Annotated in this window: 22 protein-coding genes and 1 riboswitch; of the genes, 7 read left to right on the top strand and 15 right to left on the bottom strand. The window is 36.8% G+C overall.

The window, feature by feature from the left end; genetic code table 11:
* Window positions 1-218: 218 nt before the first annotated feature.
* The 3 genes from recQ to NLW78_RS03180 all read left to right on the top strand — a co-directional run bounded on the left by recQ (window position 219) and on the right by NLW78_RS03180 (window position 3,834).
* Window positions 219-2,405 carry a DNA helicase RecQ gene (gene recQ / locus NLW78_RS03185; RefSeq protein WP_254495542.1) on the top strand — a complete coding sequence of 729 codons (2,187 nt, stop codon included), beginning with the start codon at window positions 219-221 and terminating at the stop codon, window positions 2,403-2,405.
* A 116-nt stretch (window positions 2,406-2,521) separates the two neighbouring features.
* Complete coding sequence (locus tag NLW78_RS15635; protein ID WP_367617650.1) at window positions 2,522-2,746, top strand: DUF2651 family protein; 225 nt, start codon at window positions 2,522-2,524, stop codon at window positions 2,744-2,746.
* A 110-nt stretch (window positions 2,747-2,856) separates the two neighbouring features.
* The gene (locus tag NLW78_RS03180) at window positions 2,857-3,834 is read left to right on the top strand and encodes an LCP family glycopolymer transferase (RefSeq protein ID WP_254495541.1); all 978 of its coding nucleotides are present in this window, start codon (window positions 2,857-2,859) and stop codon (window positions 3,832-3,834) included.
* Between the two features lie 65 nt (window positions 3,835-3,899).
* Here the strand turns inward: NLW78_RS03180 and NLW78_RS03175 are convergent, their stop codons facing one another.
* Window positions 3,900-4,604 (bottom strand): DUF1129 family protein, encoded by a 705-nt coding sequence (locus tag NLW78_RS03175; RefSeq protein WP_254495540.1) that lies wholly within the window; start codon window positions 4,602-4,604, stop codon window positions 3,900-3,902.
* Window positions 4,605-4,785: 181 nt separating this feature from the next.
* On the opposite strand from NLW78_RS03175, the gene NLW78_RS03170 reads away from it, so the two are divergent.
* Window positions 4,786-5,184 (top strand): hypothetical protein, encoded by a 399-nt coding sequence (locus NLW78_RS03170; RefSeq protein ID WP_254495539.1) that lies wholly within the window; start codon window positions 4,786-4,788, stop codon window positions 5,182-5,184.
* A gap of 299 nt (window positions 5,185-5,483) precedes the next feature.
* Entirely contained in the window at window positions 5,484-6,407 is a 924-nt protein-coding gene (locus NLW78_RS03165; RefSeq protein ID WP_254495538.1) for a LysR substrate-binding domain-containing protein, read from the top strand.
* Between the two features lie 46 nt (window positions 6,408-6,453).
* Here NLW78_RS03165 and NLW78_RS03160 read toward each other — a convergent pair whose 3' ends face one another.
* From NLW78_RS03160 to NLW78_RS03145, 4 genes are all read right to left on the bottom strand, one after another.
* Complete coding sequence (locus tag NLW78_RS03160) at window positions 6,454-8,343, bottom strand: TRAP transporter permease (protein ID WP_254495537.1); 1,890 nt, start codon at window positions 8,341-8,343, stop codon at window positions 6,454-6,456.
* Between the two features lie 55 nt (window positions 8,344-8,398).
* On the bottom strand, window positions 8,399-9,382 hold the full coding sequence (locus tag NLW78_RS03155; RefSeq protein WP_254495534.1) for a TAXI family TRAP transporter solute-binding subunit: 984 nt from the start codon (window positions 9,380-9,382) through the stop codon (window positions 8,399-8,401).
* A gap of 73 nt (window positions 9,383-9,455) precedes the next feature.
* The gene (locus tag NLW78_RS03150; protein ID WP_254495532.1) at window positions 9,456-10,331 is read right to left on the bottom strand and encodes an NAD(P)-dependent oxidoreductase; all 876 of its coding nucleotides are present in this window, start codon (window positions 10,329-10,331) and stop codon (window positions 9,456-9,458) included.
* Between the two features lie 25 nt (window positions 10,332-10,356).
* Window positions 10,357-11,835 carry an aldehyde dehydrogenase gene (locus NLW78_RS03145; RefSeq protein WP_254495530.1) on the bottom strand — a complete coding sequence of 493 codons (1,479 nt, stop codon included), beginning with the start codon at window positions 11,833-11,835 and terminating at the stop codon, window positions 10,357-10,359.
* 331 nt (window positions 11,836-12,166) lie between these two features.
* Between NLW78_RS03145 and NLW78_RS03140 the strand changes: the two genes are divergently transcribed.
* Window positions 12,167-13,063 (top strand): NAD-dependent epimerase/dehydratase family protein, encoded by an 897-nt coding sequence (locus NLW78_RS03140; RefSeq protein ID WP_254495528.1) that lies wholly within the window; start codon window positions 12,167-12,169, stop codon window positions 13,061-13,063.
* Window positions 13,064-13,117: 54 nt separating this feature from the next.
* Here NLW78_RS03140 and NLW78_RS03135 read toward each other — a convergent pair whose 3' ends face one another.
* From NLW78_RS03135 to NLW78_RS03105, 7 genes are all read right to left on the bottom strand, one after another.
* On the bottom strand, window positions 13,118-14,137 hold the full coding sequence (locus NLW78_RS03135; protein ID WP_254495526.1) for an Ldh family oxidoreductase: 1,020 nt from the start codon (window positions 14,135-14,137) through the stop codon (window positions 13,118-13,120).
* A gap of 173 nt (window positions 14,138-14,310) precedes the next feature.
* A complete protein-coding gene (locus NLW78_RS03130) occupies window positions 14,311-14,805 on the bottom strand; it encodes a L,D-transpeptidase family protein (protein WP_254495524.1) in 495 nt (164 codons plus the stop codon).
* A gap of 203 nt (window positions 14,806-15,008) precedes the next feature.
* Complete coding sequence (locus tag NLW78_RS03125) at window positions 15,009-15,344, bottom strand: hypothetical protein (RefSeq protein WP_254495522.1); 336 nt, start codon at window positions 15,342-15,344, stop codon at window positions 15,009-15,011.
* A gap of 106 nt (window positions 15,345-15,450) precedes the next feature.
* Window positions 15,451-16,278 (bottom strand): MetQ/NlpA family ABC transporter substrate-binding protein, encoded by an 828-nt coding sequence (locus NLW78_RS03120; RefSeq protein WP_254495520.1) that lies wholly within the window; start codon window positions 16,276-16,278, stop codon window positions 15,451-15,453.
* A gap of 55 nt (window positions 16,279-16,333) precedes the next feature.
* Window positions 16,334-16,993 carry a methionine ABC transporter permease gene (locus tag NLW78_RS03115; protein ID WP_254495518.1) on the bottom strand — a complete coding sequence of 220 codons (660 nt, stop codon included), beginning with the start codon at window positions 16,991-16,993 and terminating at the stop codon, window positions 16,334-16,336.
* Window positions 16,986-17,999, bottom strand: coding sequence for a methionine ABC transporter ATP-binding protein (locus NLW78_RS03110; protein WP_254495516.1), 1,014 nt, complete (start codon window positions 17,997-17,999; stop codon window positions 16,986-16,988). The genes NLW78_RS03115 and NLW78_RS03110 overlap by 8 nt, the downstream gene beginning before the upstream one ends.
* A 103-nt stretch (window positions 18,000-18,102) precedes the next feature.
* Window positions 18,103-18,208, bottom strand: a riboswitch (SAM riboswitch).
* 81 nt (window positions 18,209-18,289) lie between these two features.
* Window positions 18,290-19,468: a pyridoxal phosphate-dependent aminotransferase gene (locus NLW78_RS03105; RefSeq protein WP_254495514.1), complete on the bottom strand. Its 1,179-nt coding sequence runs from the start codon at window positions 19,466-19,468 to the stop codon at window positions 18,290-18,292.
* A 169-nt stretch (window positions 19,469-19,637) separates the two neighbouring features.
* On the opposite strand from NLW78_RS03105, the gene NLW78_RS03100 reads away from it, so the two are divergent.
* Entirely contained in the window at window positions 19,638-20,438 is an 801-nt protein-coding gene (locus NLW78_RS03100) for a carbon-nitrogen family hydrolase (protein WP_254495512.1), read from the top strand.
* Window positions 20,439-20,712: 274 nt separating this feature from the next.
* Here NLW78_RS03100 and NLW78_RS03095 read toward each other — a convergent pair whose 3' ends face one another.
* The 3 genes from NLW78_RS03095 to NLW78_RS03085 all read right to left on the bottom strand — a co-directional run bounded on the left by NLW78_RS03095 (window position 20,713) and on the right by NLW78_RS03085 (window position 22,948).
* Complete coding sequence (locus NLW78_RS03095) at window positions 20,713-21,258, bottom strand: hypothetical protein (RefSeq protein ID WP_254495510.1); 546 nt, start codon at window positions 21,256-21,258, stop codon at window positions 20,713-20,715.
* Window positions 21,258-22,154: a hypothetical protein gene (locus NLW78_RS03090; RefSeq protein WP_254495508.1), complete on the bottom strand. Its 897-nt coding sequence runs from the start codon at window positions 22,152-22,154 to the stop codon at window positions 21,258-21,260. The genes NLW78_RS03095 and NLW78_RS03090 overlap by 1 nt, the downstream gene beginning before the upstream one ends.
* 74 nt (window positions 22,155-22,228) lie before the next feature.
* Window positions 22,229-22,948 (bottom strand): OmpA family protein, encoded by a 720-nt coding sequence (locus NLW78_RS03085; protein WP_254495507.1) that lies wholly within the window; start codon window positions 22,946-22,948, stop codon window positions 22,229-22,231.

Raw genomic sequence — 22,948 nt, 5'->3', positions numbered from 1 at the left:
CATGCGTTATGTTCAATTATCAATCTTTAGTTCGTTTTCTTTTTTATTCTCTTTACTAACTTCTACTTTTTTCTTTTATTTAATGATTCATGGTATTGTGTAATTCCCCATTGCTACCTTTACAATGTCATAAATAAGCCCCATAATGAGATATTAGATAATTAAATGATAGCCTAAAAAAGCTTATTTACGTACAGCTAGATATAAAAGGTGGTTTCATGTTAAAACAAGCTGAACAATATTTACAAGATATATTTGGTTTTCCTTCCTTCCGAAAAGGACAACAGGAAATTATAGAACACGCACTTAATCAACGAAACACACTTGGGATTATGCCTACAGGAGGCGGAAAGTCACTTTGCTATCAGATTCCCGCTCTCGTCATGCCAGGCACTGCCATTATTATTTCACCTCTTATCTCGTTAATGAAAGACCAAGTTGATGCACTGCAAAATGTCGGGGTGCCTGCGACATATATTAATAGTACACTCTCACGGGGCGAGGTTGATGAGCGGTTACAACAAATGAAGGATGGAAACTATGATATCGTCTTCGTTGCTCCAGAGCGATTTGAATCCGGAGCCTTTTTAAATTGCTTATTTTCCATTCAACTCTCTTTAATCGCCTTTGATGAGGCACATTGTATTTCCCAATGGGGGCACGATTTTAGACCAAGTTATCGATCCATTATTCCGAAAATTCAACAGTTGAGTCGAAAAGCTGTCATTATGGCGTTAACAGCAACTGCAACCGAAGAAGTTGCGTCAGATATTCGTACATTACTTGACATCTCAAAGGAACAAACAGTATTTACGACTTTCGCAAGAGACAACCTTTCCTTCAATGTACTAAAAGGAGAAAAGAAACGCCCTTTCGTCCTCGATTTTATCCAAAAACGAAAAGACGAATCCGGGATTATTTATGCGACAACGAGAAAAGAAACAGACCAACTCTATGAACATTTGAAAAAGCAAAATATCTCTGTTGCGAAATACCATGCTGGTCTTAGTGAAGAAGAGAGACAACATGCACAAGAACAATTTATACTAGATAATGTATCCGTTATGATAGCAACAAATGCTTTTGGTATGGGAATTGATAAATCGAACGTCCGTTACGTCATTCATTACAATATGCCTCGGAACATTGAATCGTATTACCAAGAGGCTGGTCGTGCTGGTCGTGATGGTGAAGAAAGCGAATGCTACATTCTATACTCTTCTCGAGATGTACAAATTCATAAGTTTTTAATCGAGGAAAGCCAATTAAGTGAAGAAAAACGGAGCAATGAATACCAACGTCTTCAACAAATGATTCAATTTTGTCATACAGAACAATGTTTACATACATTTTTCCTTTCCTACTTCGGGGATCATCAAGAAGAAACGGATTGTGAGAAGTGTAGTAATTGTCAAGACGAACGGGAAAAAGTAGACATTACAATTGAGGCACAGAAGATTTTTTCTTGTGTAAAACGAATGGATGAAAATTTTGGTGTCACACTTATTGCTCAAGTACTCAAAGGCTCTAAAAACCAACGTATTAAAGAATTAAAATTTCAAACTCTATCTACGTACGGCATTATGCAAAATCAAAAGGAAAAGGACATCGTCGTCTTAATTCACTATTTATTAGCCGAAAACTACTTATCTCTTACCGAAGGCAAGTACCCTGTCGTTAAACTAACGCCAAATGCTGTTCAGGTATTAAAAGGGGATAAGAACGTTTACCGAAAAACGGTTAAAGTTTCTAATCAAAGCGAAAAACATAACGAATTGTTTAACCAGCTACGAACATTACGGAAGACTATGGCCGAGGAATATAACGTCCCACCCTACATCGTTTTTTCTGATGCAACATTAAAAGATATGGCAACCTATTTTCCTACAGATGAAAACTCAATGTTGGAAATTAACGGTGTAGGTAAAGCGAAGTTTGAAAAGTACGGCGAACCGTTTATGAATACCATTCAACAATACGTTAAAAAACATAAACCTGAACGAAAAAAGAAGTCCAAATCATTGATCCAAGTAGATGTCACAGGCGGAAAAAAGGAAGAACAACTGACGAAGTCAGCTTCTATTGATGATTTGTTCCCAGACACCCCTAGTCATCTCATTTCTTTCAAGTTACATGAACAAGGCATGTCTATTGAAAGCATTGCTAATAATCGAGACTATTCACCTGCTACAATTGAGAAACATCTCCTCCGAAGTGCAGAGGAGGGATACGAATTACAATGGGACGCCCTTTTTAAACGTGACGAAGAAAAAATGATTTTACAAGTGAAACAAACCGTTAACGAAAACAAATTAAAACCATTAAAAGAGGCTTTGCCTGACCACATTAGCTACTTTACTATTCAAGCTGTTCTACAAAAAAATAGTAAATACAGCAATTCATAATTTAGCCGATTCCCGCAGAGGAATCGGTTTTTTAATGCTTAAATGACTACATCAATATCCAATAAATTACAGTGAATATGGATATATCATTTCTCTCATGAAAGTTGGTGGAAAAAATGGAATTTTTACTTATTCTCCTTACCTTTCCTGTTCTCGTCATAGTTGTTACTATAATTGGCAGCTTCTTCGTTAATCACTGGATTGTAATACCGTTAATTGTACTCTTTTTATCTACACTGCTTATGTTTATATTTTTTAATGTAACGTTTTTTATGTGGGTCCTATTATATACACTCATATCCTTCATCATTAGTTTCATCGTAATGATCATTCGAAAATAAATAATAACAAATCAACAAACCCTTTTTTACCATACATTTCTATGTAACACACCTTGATTACGAACGTCTAAATGTTGTAAAGAAACTTATAGATAGTTGAGGTGTGTATAATGGGGAAGCGGACTGATTATATAAAGAAGAAAAAGCATAAAAGATTACGTTTCTTTTTCATATTTATCACAATTCTTTTTATAGGTGTAGGTGGATACGCTTATCACCTCTACAATGAGATAAAAAGAACCGTTGATGTAGACATATATAAAACCGTCGATAGTATTGAGTTAAACCCGAAAAAGGCCGAAGAAGGAAAGGAAACATTGCATATCCTCCTTATGGGTGTTGATGAACGGATTAATGATATAGGACGTACAGATACTTTAATTCTCTTATCCTTAAATCCAAACACTGATCGTATGCAATTGATGAGTATCCCCCGTGATACGAGAACGGAGATTGTTGGTAAAGGGATTCAAGATAAAATAAATCACGCTTACCCTCTCGGTATAGCTGCTGGTGGAACAGAAAAAAACGGCATAAACATGACTATCGCCACTGTTGAAAACTTTTTAGATATTGAGTTAGATTACTATATTAAAATGAACATGGAAGGATTACCCCAATTGGTGGATGCGGTCGGAGGTATCACAGTGAAAAACCCGATAAGTTGGGTTGATTCAGGTTATTATAAAAAAGGCTATCATTATAAAAAAGGCACAATTACTTTGGACGGAGAGCAATCAATCGGTTACGTCCGTATGAGAAAACAAGATCCAGAAGGAGATGTAGGGCGTAACAAACGTCAACGGTTAGTGATTCAAGGGATTATCGATAAAGGAGCAAGTTTGAGTTCAATTAACCATATTGATGAGATCCTTCATACACTTGGGAACAATATGAGTACGAACCTTTCCTTTCGTGAAATGAAAGATTTGTTCACAAACTATCGTAATACACGTAAACATGTTGATAGTTATCAAATATCAGGTCGAAATGAAAACATAAATGGTTCTTGGTATGTCATTGTACCTGAAGAAGAACGCCAAAAAGCACATGAGAAACTTATTACGTTTCATGACCATCAATCATAAAGAGCACACTAGGACGAATTCCCAGTGTGCTTCTTTAACTTTACAGTTGAAAATATTACTTTAGATTACGTACGTTTGGAGTTAGCGGTCACCATCATTAACCGTTTATTTACTAACCTCGAAATAAGTAAGGTCAATATGCCGAAAAGAAGTATGATATAGCCACTTAATTTAATTGATACTCCAAATGATGGCATAGACTTTTGCACTAATATAATTAGACTGGTGGTTGTACCAAACAATGCAGCAATGCTTACGAAATTTTTTATATTTTTTCGTTTCGATTTCATATAAACACCGTGCTTTAATATAGATAATGTCCCTACTGCAAATGCCCCAATTAAGATAACGATAATAATAAGAATGGCTATTCCAGAGCCCAGTTGTACCGTGGTAGGATTCACATTGCCAAAATATGAAAAAGCAACATCAATAACACCTTTTCCGATCAGAAACCAACCTAAAAGTTGCAATAGGATATAACTACCAAAAAGAAACATTTTGCCTTTCGTTTCCTGCGGCACTTCCTCTATAAGCTTATTACAATACTCTTTCGGATTCTCCCCAAATATGTCCTGTGCAGTATTCCCTTTCTTTTGTTCTTCTATTAAATAATCCAATTGTTCTAGTAGGATTTCTTCTATCTTCCGTTCGGACAAGGTAAAGTGAAAACGGATATAGGCCAGCATATCTTCATAATAGTTGCGGTTTTCTCGTGTTAAGTGCTCACGCTTTTCATTATTTAATAAGATAAGTTCTTTCGTATTCATCCCTCTCCCCCTTATGTGTTTGTTACATCCTCTCCCCTTATTACCTAATTGTACCATACATATGAAAGGCTAATTTTCACGATACGATAAAGGTCCTGTTTTTTCCCATTAACTGTATACAGAACGAATGTTCGGTTATAATAGAGGTAATATAAAAATAGAAGAAAGAAGGGATAATGCGGTGATATCGTTAGTATATGATCGTGAAGAAGTATACATATGCTATATAAATTGTGAGGCACGTGGGTTTTATGAACATATAGTTGTGCAGCTACGAATCACCATTCAATTTACATCATGCAATTGTATTGTAGTGTTAACTGGACTTTTGGATAAAGATGAGACTAGTGTAAGCTTAATACCGTTTATTGAAAAGCCGGTATCGAAAACTAACGACTTCAATTTTGAGTTTACAGAACGGTTTCTACAGAAACATAAAATGACTATTTTCGAAGGATTAAAACCATGGTTTCATCACGATATGTACAATAGATTACTCAATGAAGATGTTGTATCAAACAGGCATCCTAAGGTTAAGCAAGAATTAGATAGCCGTCAAGACAAAGCTTTTGGATACTGATTAAGTTATACAAACATTCGTTATAGATTGGTATGGGTTTTTCTTTTACTACTGCTCGGCCATTTAGATAACGTATGGCTATTGTTACACCTAATAATGACTGGTTGCGTCGTAAACACCAAAAATTGATAACGACGATACATTGTGAGTATGTCTACCGTTTCTCACTAGTGGGGGTTCGATTATTAATAATTTTCTAAATTTTTTGTTTGTTTACACGTGTACATGCTATAATAACATCAAATATACTTAACAATTTCCTCTGTCATTCACTAAGTGTTATTAATGGAGAGATATTCATGATTAGTAAACTAAGGGCGTTCATGGAAGTAGCTAAAACGAAAAATCTAACTAAGGCTGCAGAAAATACCTTTACATCTCAACCTTCTATCAGCATGAAAATAAAAAGCTTAGAAGACGAGTTAGGTACAAAATTGTTTGATCGATCAAAAAAGATGATGATATTAAATGAAGAAGGAAAAAATTTTTTACGATATGCTGAACAGATTATTCACCTATATGATGAAGCAATTACTGTCATTAATGACTTTAATGATTTAAACCGAGGCACATTAGCCATATCTTCCGGATCTTATTTTGGATCTTATTTATTACCTGAATTGTTAGGAATTTATAAGGCCCGTTTCCCCAAAATCGATATCCAAATCAAAATTGCCTTTTCCCAAATAGTGATTGAAAACGTGATTATGAATAATCATGAACTCGGTATTATTGGGGAAACAGACCTCGTTAATAAATACCCAAACTTGTTATGTCACCCTTTTTTTAATGATGAACTTTTATTAATTTGTTCTGTTAGTCATCCTTGTGCAAAGTTAGAAGAAATTGAACTCACAGATTTAAAAGAAGAAACGTTTATTAAATCCGATAAATCATCTGCATTACTTCGAATGATTGAGGAACATTTGCGTGCTGAAAATATTGAGTTTAAACATTCTATTATTTTAAGTAATGTTGAGGCAATTAAACGCTCCGTTGAGAACAATTTGGGGGTTACAATTCTGCCGAAATTATCCGTTGAAAGGGAAGTTGAACTTGGTTTATTAAAAGGACTTCCAATTAAAAATATGAATACGAACAGACGGCTATTTTTCATTTACCGTAAGGACCGAGTATTATCCCAAGCATCAAAAGAGTTTTTAAAAATGTCATTACGCCATTTTCAAGGAGAAGATTTTTATTATCCAGTACATGAACAATAATTCAATAATCTTATTAAAAAGGGCTCTTGTGGTAAGAGCCCTTTTTTTATTGACTAATATTTGCTTGCTCCTTATCTATGAATACTAGTTGTTTAGCCCCTTTTATTTGTAAAATCAAAATCGTTATAACTATTAATAACCCGACAACATTTAAGAGATAGTCCTGGTAGAATAAGAATAATGCAGAAATGAACAAAAGAGTTCTTGCAAGCATATTGATCTTCGTCTTTAAAAATCCTTCAATCGCAGCAGACAATGCTATAAAACCGGCTAAAGTTGCAACAATCGTAACAGTAACAGCAACTTTGGAACCTGTTATAAGTAACGGACTATATACAAACATAAATGGCAGAATAATCATCGCCAAAGCAAAGCGTAAAGAATGAAAACCTGTTTGAATAGGATTTGCTTTAGCAATAGCTGCACCAGCATATGCCGTTAAGCATACAGGAGGAGTAATGTTTGACAGTTGGGTAAACCATAACACGACTAAGTGAGCAACTAATATAGGTACCCCGAGTTCAGCAAGTGCTGGTGCTGCCATTACGGCTAACACTACATATGCAGCAATAACTGGTAGGCCCATACCTAGAATTAAGGCTGCAATTGCTACAAAAATTAACGCCATGAAAAGATTTCCACCTGACATAGATACTACAATAGAAGAAAATTTCATCCCTAATCCCGTCAATGAAATAATTCCGACAACAATTCCAGCACATGCTGTAGCCGCTACAATTGGTAGTGATTGCTTAGCACCACCTATTAAGGAGTTGGCGAAAGCTTGAAGGGACATACGGGTATTTTTTCTCAAGTTTGTTATGACTAATATTGACATAATACCAATAAACCCCGCGAAAATCGGTGTATAGCCATCAATTAAAAGATATACGAGTAAAATTAAAGGAATGGTTAAGTGCCATCCTTCTTTTATTGTTTCTTTCACTTTTGGTAATTCTTCTTTGGAAAGACCACTTAACCCTTTGTAACCCGCGCTAAAATGGACGGTAAACATGACGTAAGCGTAATACAAAAAAGCTGGAATAATACTAATAAGCAAGATCTCCCAATAAGGAACACCAGTAAACTCCGCTACAATAAATGCAGCGGCCCCCATAATAGGTGGGGTAACTTGTCCTCCTACTGATGCAGAGGATTCAATTGCAGCAGCCTCGTGAGGTTTATATCCTGTTTTTTTCATGAGAGGGATTGTTAATGAGCCTGTTGTAACTACATTACCAATCGCAGTACCAGAAATAGACCCCATCAACCCACTCGCTACTACAGCAGATTTTGCAGGTCCACCTCTCATACCTCCAGTACTCCCAATGGCTAAATCAATATAAAATTGTCCTGCTTTTGTATTCTCTAAAAATGCTCCAAAGAGAACAAATAAAAACACAAACGTTGCTGAGGCGGATAGTGCTACTCCAAAAATACCAGATGTAGTAAGATATAAATTTTCCACAACCCGATCCATCGCATAGCCTCTATGTGAGAAAACTCCAGGCATGGAACTGCCGTAGAAGCCGTAAAGTAAAAAGGCAACAGCAACAAATACTAAAGGTAAGCCTAAACTTCTTCGCGTCGCCTCCAGAATAAGTAATATCAAGGCAAATCCGAACAAAATATCGAGGGTGTAAACTTCGGAAACCCCCCACCACCTTGTCGTGATTCTATCATAATTGATAAATATATATAGGATAGACATGACGGATACGACAATGAATATCCATCTAGAATGATCAAGTTTACTAAAGCCTTTCTTACGTATCGGATATATCAGGAATATTAGGACTAATGCAAATAATAAATGAACACTTCTCTGTAACATCCCTTCCAATGAACCAAAATATGCAGTATATAAATGGAAAGAAGACATTCCAATCGCAACAATACTTATTAGGATCCCTAGAACTTTTGGATTTCTAGTCATATAAATACACCACCTATATGTTGGGCCTGAGGAATATCTCAGGCCCTATTCTGTACTAGTCCATATACCCAACTTCTTTGTAATATTGTTCTGCTCCTGGGTGTAACTCAATTCCTGTATCTTTCCATGCCGTTTTAGGATCAAATTCGTTAAATAATGTATGAACATCGATTAATTTTTCATGTTTCTCATTAAGAATTTTTGTAAGAGAGTACACAACTTCATCTGAAACATCCTCGCGTGCAAATAGAACTACTGGCATTGTTACCGTTTTAATATCTTCATCTTGCCCTTCATACGTACCAGCTGGTAACGTCGTTTCAACTAATTCATATTTTTCTCTTAACGTTTGAATAATATCGTCATCAATCGATAAGAATACAGCATCTCTTGCTAAGGTTGACTCTGTAACCGTTGGTGCTGGAATCAGCGTATGGGTAGAATACATGTTAATATGGCGATCTCTCCATAATGACACTGCTTCTGACATCGTGACGAAGTTTACTTCTCCACCCCAATCTTGAACATCTTCATATGTGAATCCATACTCTTGGATAACCTTTTGAGCAATCCATTCGTCTCCAGTACCTCTTTTGTTCGGTACCCACTTCACACCAATTTGATTATCTACGATATCCTGTAAAGAAGTGATATCAGAATCTGCATCAACAATTACTTGCCAAGCCAAGTTGTATAATCTCGCGATAGCTTTCAAGTTACCATATTCTTCTTCGTATGGATCTGTCCCTTGTAGTGCGGAGAATAAAGTAGGACCATAACTAAAGCCGATATCTGCTTCCCCTATACTTACTGCTGCAGGATTTGCTGTTCCTCCACCAGGAACCGCAGAAATATTTGTACGTTCAAGGTCCTCATTCATCATATCTGCAAGAGCACCACCGATTGGATACCAGCTTCCCCCTTCAGAACCGGTTGTAATGGTTACCGGGCCGTCTTCAGTTCCACTTGATGATTCACTATTACATCCAACAACAAAAATTAGCATTAATGTACCAACGAAAAACAATAAATTTTTCATTTAAAAATCCCCCTTAAAATTTTTTTAAAAACACTTTCAAAGGTGGAGTGAATGATTTCACCCTTGAAAAAGCTTATAAATTATTGAATTTGGATTTGAAATATTTTGTCAATGCCACAATATCTTCATTTGCTAACCCTTCATTAGCTGCATTTTCATAACTGTCATAGACAAAATGACAGACGTTTAAATCAATCCCATTCCTCTTTGCCCAATTCAACGCTAATTGTAAGTCTTTTATCCCCAATTGAATTGGAAACCAAGCTGAATAATCATCATGTATGACTTTCGGGAACCTTTTCACGAAATGATGTGAAGTTCCCCCCATTTTGCTGAGGGTGTCATATAACATTTGTTGGTCAATTCCATAATGGGCCCCCATTGCAAATGCCTCAGATGCGATAAGTACATTCCCCATCGTCATCATATTATTAATCAATTTCACAGCTTTTGCAGAACCGATTTCTTCCCCTACAATAGTAAAGTGACTACTTATAGCATTTAAAATTTCTTTCGCAGCATTTATGTGAGATTCAATCCCAGCAACCATTAAGTTTAAGTTTCCACTTGCTGCTTCCACCGGTCCACCGCTAATCGGACAATCAATTATGCTTAGCGGTTGGTCTTTATAGTGACGGGCCATTTCTTGAATGACTTCAGGCGATATTGTGCTTAACTCAATCAATGTGACTGACTCTTGAATCGTTCGTAAATCGACTTGATTTAAAAACACATCTGTTACAATTTCATCATTTGGTAAACTTGATATAACGAACTGTGAATCACTAAATAACTCATTAACATTCCCTTTTCCTTCTGCACCATGAGATTCAAGTTCTTTTACTCTTTCCTCATTAATGTCATATACTACCACTTCGTAGTTATGGTTAAGGAGACATCGAGCTACTCCGCTTCCTATATTTCCTAAACCAATTAATCCTATTTTCATAAATTGATAGCCTCCTTTATGTAGGTTACGTTTTCAGGCTAAACGGATCCCGGACATTATCAGACATATCTAGCATGACATTTTTTACTTTCGTATAATCTAGTAACGTATGCCAACTTCGTTCTCTTCCATTACCACTTAACTTCATACCTCCGAAAGGCGCTCCGACTCCTAGCGTCCGATATGTGTTTAACCAAACAGAACCGGCCTCGATGTTTTTCGCCATTCGATGTGCCCGTTTTACACTATTTGTCCATACACCAGATGCTAGGCCATATTTGGAATCGTTCGCAATTTTAATCGCGTCCTTTTCTTCCTTAAAGCGAATAATGGATAGTACCGGTCCAAACACCTCCTCTTGAGCAATGGTCATACTATTGTTCACATCGCCAAATATAGTTGGACGGATGAAATATCCTTCTTGTAAACTTTCATCTTCAATTGGATCTTTGCCAAGCAGCAACTTAGCACCTTCTGAAATTGCATCATTGATCATTTGGGTAATTTTTGTAAATTGCGCCCGGTTAGCAACAGGTCCCATTTCGGTTTCTGGGATTAAAGGGTTACCGAGTTTGATCTTACTGGCCTTATTTACAATCTTGTCTACGACTTTATCGTAGATTGAATCTTGCACTAACAATCTAGAACCAGCAACACAAGTCTGTCCACTTGCTGCAAAAATACCTGCTACTGCCCCTAATACTGCATCATCTAAATTAGCGTCTTCAAAAATGATGTTAGGAGATTTCCCTCCTAATTCCGTCGTTACTGGCGTCAAGTTTTCACTAGCTGATCGGGAAATCATACGAGCGGTATTAAGCCCACCTGTAAATGAGATTTTTTGAATGTTAGGGCTGCTCGTAAGTGCTTCCCCAACATTCCCATCTCCTGTAATAATGTTCACAACACCTGCGGGAAACCCAGCTTTTTCAATTAACTTTCCAAATTCTAGAGTAGACACACTAGCATGTTCTGACGGTTTAACCACGACCGTGTTACCAGTTGCTAACGCTGGTGCTAACTTATTGGCGAGTAAGGTGATTGGTGAATTCCAAGCGGTGATCAATGCAGCGACACCAAGAGGTTCAACAATTGTATAATCAAACAAATCAGGATTATCCATCGGGACAACTGTCCCTTGTAACTTATCTGCATATCCAGCAAAATAGCGATAATTTCTAGCGGCAAACATCATTTGATGTTTTGTTTCCCGAATTACTTTTCCATTGTCAGTTGACTCAATTTCAGCCATATAGTCAGCATTTCTTTCAATTATGTCTGCAAGGTTATGAAGTAGAGAAGATCTTTCTTTTCCTGAAGTGTTTTTCCATTGTTTGTGAAAGGAATGATTAGCAGCGGTGATGGCTTGATTTACATCACCTTTTGTTGCTTGTGGAATGGTTGCCCAAATTTTTTGGTTATATGGATTTACAGAATCAAATATCTCTCCTGAACTACTGTCTACCCATTGACCGTTAATATACATCTGATATTTCTTTGACATTCGTTGTCCCACCGTCCTTGAAATATTTTATTGGGTAGAATACTAGTCTTTGCAGTAATGGGGATCGACCCATTAACGGAAAATTCATATTATTCATACTACATCCTAATATAAATGTTTAGTCAGTATAAAACAATTTAAATATATTATAGATAACATAAAGAAACGTTATAGTTTACTATTGACATAGAATGAGAACGTAGAGACAAACGGAAGAAAAACATAACATTTACTTATACAAACAATTATGTATTCAAATTGTTTTCTTTCTGTGGGACATGTATATTAGATTTATAACAATCTATATATAATAAAGGAAAGGGGAACTTACATGAAAGTATTGTTGTTTGGTTCTAGCGGTTACATAGGTAGTAAAATCGTAAAATTATTAAAAAAAGACGGGGTTTCCGTCGTCGGAGCTGATATAACAAAAGCTGTGACTACTGATGAAATTGTAGATATACGGTTTCCCGAAGATACCTTCAGCTTAGTCGGAAAAGTAAAACCAGATGTGATCATTAATATGGCTTACATTTTAGCAGGGGGGGCAGCGGCAGACCCACATAAAGTGATGCGATTGAACATTACTGGAGTGAATGGAATTTTTGAAGCTGCAGTCCATCATAACATTCCACGTGTCATTCATTCGAGTTCAATTGCAGTATATGGAGACCAAAAAGATTTTGGCAGTGAGGAAGTTACCGAAGATACACACGGTAAACCAGCCACCCTTTACGGCTGGATGAAACAGTATAATGAAGCATGTGCAAGACATTATGATGCGCATAGTGACACAAGATTTATTGGCGTAAGAATTTCGAGTTTATATGGCGGTGGACGAGTTGGAGGAAAATTCAATCCAATCGGCACGTTAACAACTGCACCTCAAGATCATTCCCCAATTACAATTCCTACCCCTAGTCACCACGAAGCCTGCTTCATTCACGTAGATGATGTCGCGAAAGTATTTTATTTACTCACAACTAGTGAAAATCCTAAATATGATATGTATAACACAGGTGGAGATACCTTTACTGTGAAAAAGTTAGCGGAACTTGCATCAAAAGTAATGAATCGGACTATCAGTTGTGATGAACATGGAGAAGATTTTCCACACGTTAGTCGGGTAAATAATGACCGGTTTGAATCTGAGTTTCCATTCAAACGAATTAACATTACAGATTATATAAAAGAGACTTTTTCGGAAAATAGAAATGAAGTAATATAACGATAAAAAGGGGCAAGGTCAACTTATGACCATGCCCTTTTTATGTTAAAAAAGCTATAGTTTACGATCTACTCCAAACCTTTTTCCCCATTCATTTAACTCATTTCTCAATTGTTCAGTTATGACAATACCTTCTTCATAATAGTGAACCTTCTTTTGCTTAGACCTTTCGCCAGGCAAGCGAACGGATTCATTTTGGTCTTTCATAAAGTCGTCCAACGACTCCACTCTTTCTTTAAAAACCTCCATTTCAACAATCCCTTCAATTTTTAACACAATAGCTGCTTGGGAATGAAAATGATGGCCGAATAATTCATTGATATGCTGTTTTTCATTCACCATTACCCCTCCACTTAATATTGTCGTTAATAACTCAACAATTATCGCCCACCCGAATCCTTTATGATAACCAACAGGTAAAGCAGCCCCTTTTAGTGCTTCAGTGGGATCCGTCGTGAAATTTCCATGTTCGTCAACAGCTGTATAACTGGGAATCTTTTTCCCTTCTTCAACATAAGCTTTCAAGTTCCCTACCGAATGATAAGCCATTGAGGAATCGAAATTTATGTTATATTCCTTTCCAGGCGCACCGAAACCTAGTGGATTATTTCCAATTACCGTCTTAGAAGATCCGGGCATGCTCATTACCGGTTGAGCCGAGGATAACAAAAGTGTCACATATCCTTGTTCAGACATATCCTCGATAAAAGGACTAGCAGATAAAAAATGATTGCTATTTGAGACATTACAAAATCCAATTCCAAATTTGTCTGCCAATTGCTTAGCTCTAGCTGTTATGTAATACGAACATAATTCTCCCAAACCGTTGTCCCCATCATATGATTCGATTGCCTGAAAACTGCTTTGTCGTGAAATATTCGGTTTGACATTGACTTTTTCGTTTGCGATTGCCTCTAATCTTTTCGGAAGGTCATAAATATCATGATGACCTACCCCTCTCAACGTTGCCCGCTTATAGATATCCGTCACAACTTTTGCGTCTTTCTCCTCAAGTCCGCTTGCGATGAATAATTCGCAAATATACTGAAATAAATCTTCGACATTGGTTTTCATCCTATCCCCCCTTTACGATTCACCGCTACTCTTATCGAAAGTACTCACTATATGAAACTAGTGAATGAAAAATCTAAATACTCTATAATTTAAAACATAGCATACTTCATCTCCCCCAACAATCAACATTATCAAAAAATCACTTTGATTTATGATCCTTTGTAGTAATAGGATTATGAAGATATGTTCACTGGAGTCCCAATAGGTATAATAATAGCAAGCTCTTCAACATCCGGATTAAACATACGGATACATCCTCGTGACACGTACTTACCGATGGAAGAAGGGTCATTTGTCCCATGAATGCCGTAATGTTTTTTCGATAAACTCATCCACATCGTTCCGTAGGGACCTCCCGGGTTAGGCGCTTTGTTAATGATAATAAAGTTCCCAGTAGGAGTTTGGTGTAACATACTTCCTACAGCTACCGGATAGACTTTTTGTACTTGATTGTTGTGTTTTAACGTTAACGTTCTAGCGGCTAAACTTACATAAATGGAATAAGGAATAGATTCAATCGGTGGGAAACCAGGTATGTTCAATTGTTGGCCAATGAACAAAACATCTGGATTGATATTTGGGTTAGCAGTAATTAGAGATTGGAGCGGTAATCGATAATCCTCTGCAATTGACCATAACGTTTCTCCTGCTTTAACTATGTGTATCATTTTCTCCCTCCTTACAATATATAATATGCTATTCAGATTGGAGGGAAATGTCACGAATATACACGGAGTTTTTACTTAAGTAATCATTTTACAGAAGGGGTCTTGTCATGAAAATAGCCCCTCCAATGAGAAGCGGCTCTGTTCATGCTTGAATCGAGGAAATCATGAAGGAAAAAAATAATTTTACTCAGCGCAACTATTATTTATGAAAATTTCTTTGAAAATACGATTTTCCAAAGAATTGTTATAATGGCAAAAGACAGGGTGACACTTAAGCCAATAATGAAAATACCGATAAAAACTCCCTTGCCAACTCCAAAATTAACATATTCGTCATTCGGAAAAAAGAATACTCCTAGTAGTAGATCATAGATAGCGATAGTAATAATTATCATTATTGGAAATCTAACAATAGAGCTATTAAAACGTTTCTTCAATCCATTAGTAATGAACAGTACCAGTATTCCAACTAAAGCAATTGATAGCAATATAAAACCTAAACCACCTGTCACAGTTTGTATAAAGTTCCAACTATTCATATACATATAACCTCTCTTCAAACACTCTTTCTTTATCTTTTCATAAAATATATGTTGTTGCAACAATATAAAAAGCCTATTCTAGTTAGAATAGGCTTTTCATCGTTTATCGATTTAACATCCAAGCTGGTTTTCCAAATCCTTTAAACTGTTCATCAATTGTTGCTTCAAAGTCTACAGATTTAATGGCGTCTTCGATATCTTTTACAAATTGTGCATCTAAATCTTCGGTACGTACTGCAACACGGTTACGATAGTCATCTGGCATCTCTTCTAAAGCAAGTGCATCAAGTAAGTTCATATCAGCAGCTAGAGCAAAGTTTCCAGGAACAGCGGATAAATCAACCGTTTCTACGGCACGTGGAAGCTGTGCCGCTTCAATTGGAGATAATTTTAAATTTTTATAGTTTTCTACCACATCTTTTTCAGAAGCTTTTAATGGATCTACATCTTCACTAATTTTGATTAAACCCGCAGCTTCTAAAATTAACAGTGTACGAGCAAGATTTGTCGGGTCACTTGCAATCGCAATTTCGCTTCCCTCTTCAATGTCTTCAATGGAGTCAAACTTATTTGAATAGATACCCATTGGAGCTGTCGGAACGATAATAACTTCAGATAAATCTAAATTATGTTCGGCAGAAAATGCATCCAAATATATTTTATGTTGGAACAAGTTTGCATCTAATGAACCATTAGCTAACGATTTATTCGGTTGTACATAATCACTAAACTCAACGACATCAACTGTGTATCCTTTTTCTTCCAAAATTGGCTTAATCGCCTTCGTTACCATATCACTATATGGTCCTACTGTTGCACCAAATACAATTTCCTTCTTGTCTTCAGAATCACCTGACGCATTATCACTACCACACGCTGTTAGAGCCGTAAGTAATAATACTGCTAATAATGTAAATAAACCTTTTTTCATCTTGTTGTACCCCCACTTTTTTCTTTTTTTATATAAAAATGCTAATATAGCAATTTTACCGTTTGTCTAACGCCCTTGCGATACGGTCACCTGTAAACTGTATGACTTGTACAAGAGCAATTAAAATGACGACAGTCGTAAACATGACGGTATTGTCATAGCGATAATAACCAAATCGAATCGCAAGGTCACCTATACCTCCGCCACCAACAATACCTGCCATCGCGGAATAACCAATTAGACTAATCGTTGTAATGGTTAGGCCACTGACAATGCCCGAACGGGCTTCTGGTAGAATGACATCTTTAATGATCATCCATGGTGAGGCCCCTGTTGAGATTGCTGCCTCAATAACACCTTTGTCAATCTCCCTTGCTGATGACTCTACAATTCTCGCAAAGAATGGGATCGCCGCGACCGAAAGAGAAACAGAGGCTGCCGATGGCCCAATGGTAGTCCCTACAATCCATTCCGTAAATGGTAATAAGAAAACGAGTAAAATGATAAACGGAATTGATCGAACAAGGTTCACAACAACACCTGCAATCCCTTTTATAACCGGATTCTCTAAAAACAACCCTTTATCTGTCACATATAGCAAAATGCCAAGGGGCATTCCGATCAAAATGGCAACCCCAAGGGATATACCAACCATATGTAGCGTTTGTAAAAAGGCTTTTATTAAATCTGGCCACAATTCAATAATTCTATCCATGTGAAATCACCTCCACATGTTTCGTTCGTTCATCTAAGAATTGAATAGCTTTCTCGATTTCGGAACGCTCGCCGAGCAATTCCATTACAAAAATCCCTAACGGTATATCGCCTATATATTCAATTTTTCCGTGTAAAATATTGCCCTTCACTTGAAACTGTTGTAAAGCCTCAGATACTACCGCCTCTTCAGCAACTTTCCCTTTAAATTGCAATTTCACCAATGTACCCGTTCGTTCTTGAATAATTCTCTCAGGTAAATCAAATTGAATAACACCTTCGATAAACTTTTTCGTTAAATCTTTCGTTGGGCTCGAGAAGATATCATAAACAGGTCCTTCCTCTATAACTAATCCGTCTTGCATCACTGCTGCCCGGTGACAGATTTCTTTCACGACTTCCATCTCATGAGTAATAATAACAATGGTAATATCGAGTTCTCGATTAATTTTTTTCAACAGTTTTAGTATCGACATTGTTGTACTAGGGTCTAGCGCAGAAGTAGCTTCATCACAAAGCAGCACTTTCGGGTCATTGGCTAATGCCCTCGCTATACCAACACGCTGTTTTTGCCCCCCACTTAGTTGAGCAGGATACTGATCCTTTTTATCCAGTAATCCTACCATATTTAAAAGCTTATCAACCTTTTCTACAGTCTCTTTTTCTGACTTACCAGCAGCCTTTAACGAGAAGGCAACATTTTCTGCCACAGTCTTTGCCGAGACTAAGTGGAAGTGTTGAAAGATCATACCAATTTTTTGGCGGGCTTTCCGTAACTCCTTGCCTGACAATGCTGTCAGCTCTAAATCATCGACAAAAACTTTGCCGGTTGTAGGCCTTTCAAGTAAGTTTATACAGCGGAGAAGGGTACTCTTACCGGCACCGCTATAGCCAACAATACCAAAAATTTCACCTTGCTCAATTGATAACGTAACATTGTCCACGCCAATAACTTTCGACTTCTTCTTCGTTACGTACTCTTTTACAAGGTTTTCTATCCTTATCATGGTTGAGTCACCTCATTAATTGTCTAATGCTATAAAGCTATAAAGCTATAAAGCTTTAATCTGTAAAAATCCCTCTTTCATTCGAAAGAGGGTTCATATTGAATCCTTATCTTTCAGAATGAAACACATTCTGCAGGAAGTAGCACCACTCCACACGGAAGGTTGCCGGACGTCTTAGGGCCTGTTCCCTCAGTCACTCTGGATAAGTTATTATTTAGTTAAATGATAATGAATATCCTATCGTAGTCCAAAAGTATTGTCAATTAAATTTTACAAAAAAAACGATGATTTTACCTTTTGAAAATTTTCAGATTACGGATTCGTTCAACAGCCTCTTTTAATCTACTTTCATCCGCTAGTAATCCTACTCGAACGTAGCCTTCACCGTTCCTACCGAAGCCAATTCCTGGTGCAACAACGACATGTGCTTTATGCAAGAGTAGATCAGCAAATTCTTCAGATGTATAACCATCCGGCACTTTTAACCAGGAGAAGAAGGAGCCCTTTGGTGCTTCCACTTCCCACCCAATTTCTTTTAATCCATTAATCAATACATTTCTCCGTGACTCGTAAAGTTTTGTCATATCTTCTGTACATTGTTGTGGACCTAGTAAAGCATCCGCTGCTGCTTTTTGAATTCCTCCAAACAAGCTTACGTAAAAATGATCCTGAATCAACTCTATCGCTCGAATTACATCCGGATGTCCGACAGCAAAGCCGACCCGCCAACCTGCCATATTATATGATTTTGAGAGAGTGTATATCTCTATCCCAACCTCTTTCGCTCCGGGTGTTTGTAGGAAGCTAATTGGTTTTTTTCCATCAAAACCGATCGTAGCGTATGCGAAATCATGGACAACGCAAATATCATATTTATTTGCTAGATTCACGGTCTCTTCAAACAATTCTTCTGTCGCTATTCCTGCAGTTGGATTGTTAGGGTAATTAAGAAACATAAGCTTTGCTTTTTCGAAAATTCCCTGCGAAATATCTTGATAATTCGGTAAATAATCATTCTTTTCTAGAAGAGGCATTGTTTCCATTTTTGCATTGGCCATCGCAATACCAGACCAATAATCTGGATAACCTGGATCAGGTACTAATGCAACATCTCCTTTATTTAATAGACATTGGCTAATTTCAACTAATCCTGCTTTTCCTCCAAACAAAACCGCGACTTCTATATCGGGATTCACATCAACATCATATTCTCGTTTATAAAAAGTTGCTGCTGCATCCTTTAGAAATTGATGACCACGAAATGGCGAATACCCGTGGTATGCAGGATTAGCTGCTGCCTCTTGTAATGATTGTACAATGTGGTCAGGAGTAGGTTGATCTGGATTCCCTTGTCCAAGGTTAATCACATCATGACCTTCGGCTTGGAGGTTTTGTACCTTCCTCGTTAAACTTGCAAAAAATTGCTTCGGTAGCCGTTGTAAGGCATCGGAAAATTGAATTTGTTTCATTCCATCACTTCCCATTTGCTCAAATAAATTCTAACTATTTATGTTAGCGACTCAGGACTTAGTTGTAAAGGACTTTTTTAAATTTTCAAAGTTGACAGAATTCCATTTCCAATGACATAATAACGTTATCTTTTTATACATTACTTTTTATAGTATGTGGAGTGGTCTTATGAAACTTTCTGTTTCACTTCTTCAAATGGATATTGTCTTTGGAAAACCAGAAGAAAACCGAAAAAAAGTTCAAGATTTCGTAAAACAAGCTATGCGAGATAAACCAGATGTGATCGTTCTTCCCGAACTGTGGGACACCGGCTATGATTTAACAAGACTCCAAGATATTGGAGATGTTGATGGTAAAGAAGGAATGGCATTACTTTCATCATTAGCAAAACAATACAATGTTAATATTGTTGGTGGTTCTATTGCGAAAAGGACAGATGAAGGTACAACGAACACAACATTTGTATTTGACCGGCAAGGAAATAATGTTGGGGAATATAGTAAAGTACATCTATTCCGTTTAATGGATGAGGAAAAATATTTAGTACCTGGAGAGTCAACTGGATTTTTTCACATTGATGAGGTGTCCTGTGCTAATTTTATTTGTTATGATATTCGCTTTCCAGAGTGGGTACGATTACACGCAGCAAAGGGTGCCCATGTTCTATTTGTTACGGCAGAATGGCCGAAACCACGTGTAGAACATTGGCGTTCCTTACTAATTAGCCGTGCAATTGAAAACCAAAGTTATGTCATAGCATGTAATCGGGTAGGCCATGACCCAAATAATGAATTTGGTGGACACTCCATGATTATTAGTCCGTGGGGGGAAATCGTTGTCGAAGGCGATACATCAGAAACGATTTTAAATGGAACGATTGATGTTCAAGATGTAGAACACGTCCGAAAAACGATTCCAATTTTCGAGGATCGATTGCCCTCTTTATATGAAAAATACGAAAAAAACTAGCTAAACATTAAAAACGAGGGACAAATCCCTCGTTTATTTTTTCCTCTTATATTACAATTAACGCCCTTTATAATCCGTCCTTAATCGTACAAAATATTCGACTCTTTTTCACAATCTGTCTCAACTTCATTATGTCATTTGTATCTTAAATATAAAAAACCTCCTCATTTAATAAAGTTAATTCTTGATCCTATATTGCAATTGTATGGAGTGGAAAAAACTTTAGATTGCATATCATTTCAGTTTAAAGGGTTGAATTCCGATACATTCAAAATCATTCCACCTTTTCCACACGACGATATTTTAATAGTAGTAGTAAGAACATAATATATAGCAAAAAAACGACTAGAATAAGAATCAGGATAAGTCCGTTTAACAGGCTATTATGAAAGTTCATGGTGAAGGGTAAGTACATCTCAGTGATAAGTACAACAATTATATACAGTGGAAACAATCTTGAAGTTTGTTGAAAAAGGGAGTGATGATTGAAATGTGACGCTACTTTTAACATGTACTGAAATAAATGGTAGGTTAAGATGATATACATGAATCCAACTCCATTGTTATATATCCCCCACCATGACCACTCGTCATGAATGTCAAACTTAGGATAAAACATTGACGGAAGCGCCAATACAATTAGAAGTGCGGTTAATTGTCGCAGAGTAGCATTTACTTCCACCACTTTTGAAAGCTGATCCAGCCCCACATAAATGAATCCTATACCGGCAGGGTCTGCGAGTACGTCAATAGGACCAATTCGAAATTCAAGAAATAAGAAGAGAAACCCAATAAAAAGCTTTAAAAATCCATTCCTCACTATGACTCCTCCCTTATCAATCTTTTTAACTCTTGATCTGTAAATTCAGGACGAACTGGATCAAAATGAATATAGGAATGGAATGGTCTACCAGATGCACTTATCCCACTAATTCGGAAGTATTTCCGCACGAAAACTTTCTTGTTTGGATTTAATTGTGCATACATCGTAAATCTATCTTCTTCACTAAGTTCCAACGGTAATAAATTATCATGAAATGGTGTTCTATCTATATGTTCCCATTTTTCTTTCAATTCATGGCTGAACCAGTTAGGTTCATTATGTGTCCCTTCAAAATCTATATCGTTACTCCCTAAGGCTATATACAAGTCCTTTTCAAGCCCATTTTTCGCACTAACAATGTTTGTAATTTTCATAGATTCTTTTGCGATAAATTGTGATTCCCACCGCTCACCTAGAAAGGTTTTCGTTTCATAAAGGTCATCATGTAGTGATATCTCTTCTATTACTACAATGTTTCCAACATTTACTGTGAACGGGTCACCTATTTCCGGAAAAACCTTGGCTTCACTAAAAGCCCAAATCCCCTCTTCATTCTTTTGATTATCAAATATAGCTTTCGGAATATGAATCATCACTTTCATGATTGTATGATGTTGAAATTGCTGTTCAGGTTGGTTATGCGATTCGTTATGTGGAAAGTAAGATGTAGGTGTAAAGTTGATACCATTAACCTCTATAGAGTTAATCATAGTGGGGTTATGTTTATTCGTTACATAATATAGCGTAACATCGGTGTGATCACTTTGAACAATGTCATAGTAATGTTCAAAAAATATCGGTTTGTCTAATTGTTGGTTCACATAATACACAATATTCCCTATCCAACAGGCAATAACAATGAGAATTCCTATTAAAAATACCTTTCCATTCATCCCATCTCCCCCCCAATTGTTACAGTAATATTTTACCATAAAAAAACCTATCCAAAAGGACAGGTTTAAAGTGATTACTGTTCTTCTTTCGATATATCTTTGAATACATTTTCCATCTCTTCAGACATTGCTATGCGAAACTTTAGCTCTACACGACGTGACTTTGACTTATTTTCGCTCCCATTTTCTATGATCGGCTCGCTTTCAGAACGTCCAATTGCTGCAATTTTCTGACGCAATGCTTCCTTATTTGGGAAATCGCCAAATTCATCACTTAAAATGTAGCTAACAATACTAAACGCACGTTGTTGTGACAACTCTAAGTTATACATATAAGACCCATCTGAATCTGTATGTCCTTCAATAATAATTGAGTCAACCATTTCGCGATTTTCTTCATGAAATAAAACAGAGGCATAGATGGGGATAATATTTTGTAATTGTTGCTTAAATTCGGGGCGTAAAACAGCCTTATCATAATCAAACAATAAATCACTATCAAACTTTATCGCTCCTGAATTCGGATCAACTTCTACCTCAACACCTTGTTCTCGAAAAGCAGCAGACAGGTCATCAATAACCCCTTCTCGAAACCCAATTAATGCTTCAATCTGCTGTTCCTGAGCCTCGATTTTCCCCTCTTTATCACTAATCTCTACTTGTTTTGTAAAAAGCAATGTAACGAGTATAAGTAAAATAACCAGTAGTAATGTTGCTAATATATCTGTGAACGCTGGCCAAAACTTCCCTTCTTTTGTCCCGGATGCAAACAAACGGTGGTATTTTGACTTCAT

Source organism: Salirhabdus salicampi (genome assembly GCF_024259515.1).
GTDB lineage: Bacteria > Bacillota > Bacilli > Bacillales > Alkalibacillaceae > Salirhabdus_A > Salirhabdus_A salicampi.
The sequence above is the reverse complement of the archived record's forward strand: the minus strand, read 5'-3'. Positions and strand labels throughout refer to the sequence as shown.

Bases quoted from the DNA above. Each gene is read 5' to 3' on its own strand.
- recQ (WP_254495542.1), top strand. From the start codon at position 219: ATGTTAAAACAAGCTGAACAATATTTACAAGATATATTTGGTTTTCCT.
- NLW78_RS15635 (WP_367617650.1), top strand. From the start codon at position 2,522: ATGGAATTTTTACTTATTCTCCTTACCTTTCCTGTTCTCGTCATAGTT.
- NLW78_RS03180 (WP_254495541.1), top strand. From the start codon at position 2,857: ATGGGGAAGCGGACTGATTATATAAAGAAGAAAAAGCATAAAAGATTA.
- NLW78_RS03175 (WP_254495540.1), bottom strand. From the start codon at position 4,604: ATGAATACGAAAGAACTTATCTTATTAAATAATGAAAAGCGTGAGCAC.
- NLW78_RS03165 (WP_254495538.1), top strand. From the start codon at position 5,484: ATGATTAGTAAACTAAGGGCGTTCATGGAAGTAGCTAAAACGAAAAAT.
- NLW78_RS03160 (WP_254495537.1), bottom strand. From the start codon at position 8,343: ATGACTAGAAATCCAAAAGTTCTAGGGATCCTAATAAGTATTGTTGCG.
- NLW78_RS03155 (WP_254495534.1), bottom strand. From the start codon at position 9,382: ATGAAAAATTTATTGTTTTTCGTTGGTACATTAATGCTAATTTTTGTT.
- NLW78_RS03150 (WP_254495532.1), bottom strand. From the start codon at position 10,331: ATGAAAATAGGATTAATTGGTTTAGGAAATATAGGAAGCGGAGTAGCT.
- NLW78_RS03145 (WP_254495530.1), bottom strand. From the start codon at position 11,835: ATGTCAAAGAAATATCAGATGTATATTAACGGTCAATGGGTAGACAGT.
- NLW78_RS03140 (WP_254495528.1), top strand. From the start codon at position 12,167: ATGAAAGTATTGTTGTTTGGTTCTAGCGGTTACATAGGTAGTAAAATC.
- NLW78_RS03135 (WP_254495526.1), bottom strand. From the start codon at position 14,137: ATGAAAACCAATGTCGAAGATTTATTTCAGTATATTTGCGAATTATTC.
- NLW78_RS03130 (WP_254495524.1), bottom strand. From the start codon at position 14,805: ATGATACACATAGTTAAAGCAGGAGAAACGTTATGGTCAATTGCAGAG.
- NLW78_RS03125 (WP_254495522.1), bottom strand. From the start codon at position 15,344: ATGAATAGTTGGAACTTTATACAAACTGTGACAGGTGGTTTAGGTTTT.
- NLW78_RS03120 (WP_254495520.1), bottom strand. From the start codon at position 16,278: ATGAAAAAAGGTTTATTTACATTATTAGCAGTATTATTACTTACGGCT.
- NLW78_RS03115 (WP_254495518.1), bottom strand. From the start codon at position 16,993: ATGGATAGAATTATTGAATTGTGGCCAGATTTAATAAAAGCCTTTTTA.
- NLW78_RS03110 (WP_254495516.1), bottom strand. From the start codon at position 17,999: ATGATAAGGATAGAAAACCTTGTAAAAGAGTACGTAACGAAGAAGAAG.
- NLW78_RS03105 (WP_254495514.1), bottom strand. From the start codon at position 19,468: ATGAAACAAATTCAATTTTCCGATGCCTTACAACGGCTACCGAAGCAA.
- NLW78_RS03100 (WP_254495512.1), top strand. From the start codon at position 19,638: ATGAAACTTTCTGTTTCACTTCTTCAAATGGATATTGTCTTTGGAAAA.
- NLW78_RS03090 (WP_254495508.1), bottom strand. From the start codon at position 22,154: ATGAATGGAAAGGTATTTTTAATAGGAATTCTCATTGTTATTGCCTGT.
- NLW78_RS03085 (WP_254495507.1), bottom strand. From the start codon at position 22,948: ATGAAGTCAAAATACCACCGTTTGTTTGCATCCGGGACAAAAGAAGGG.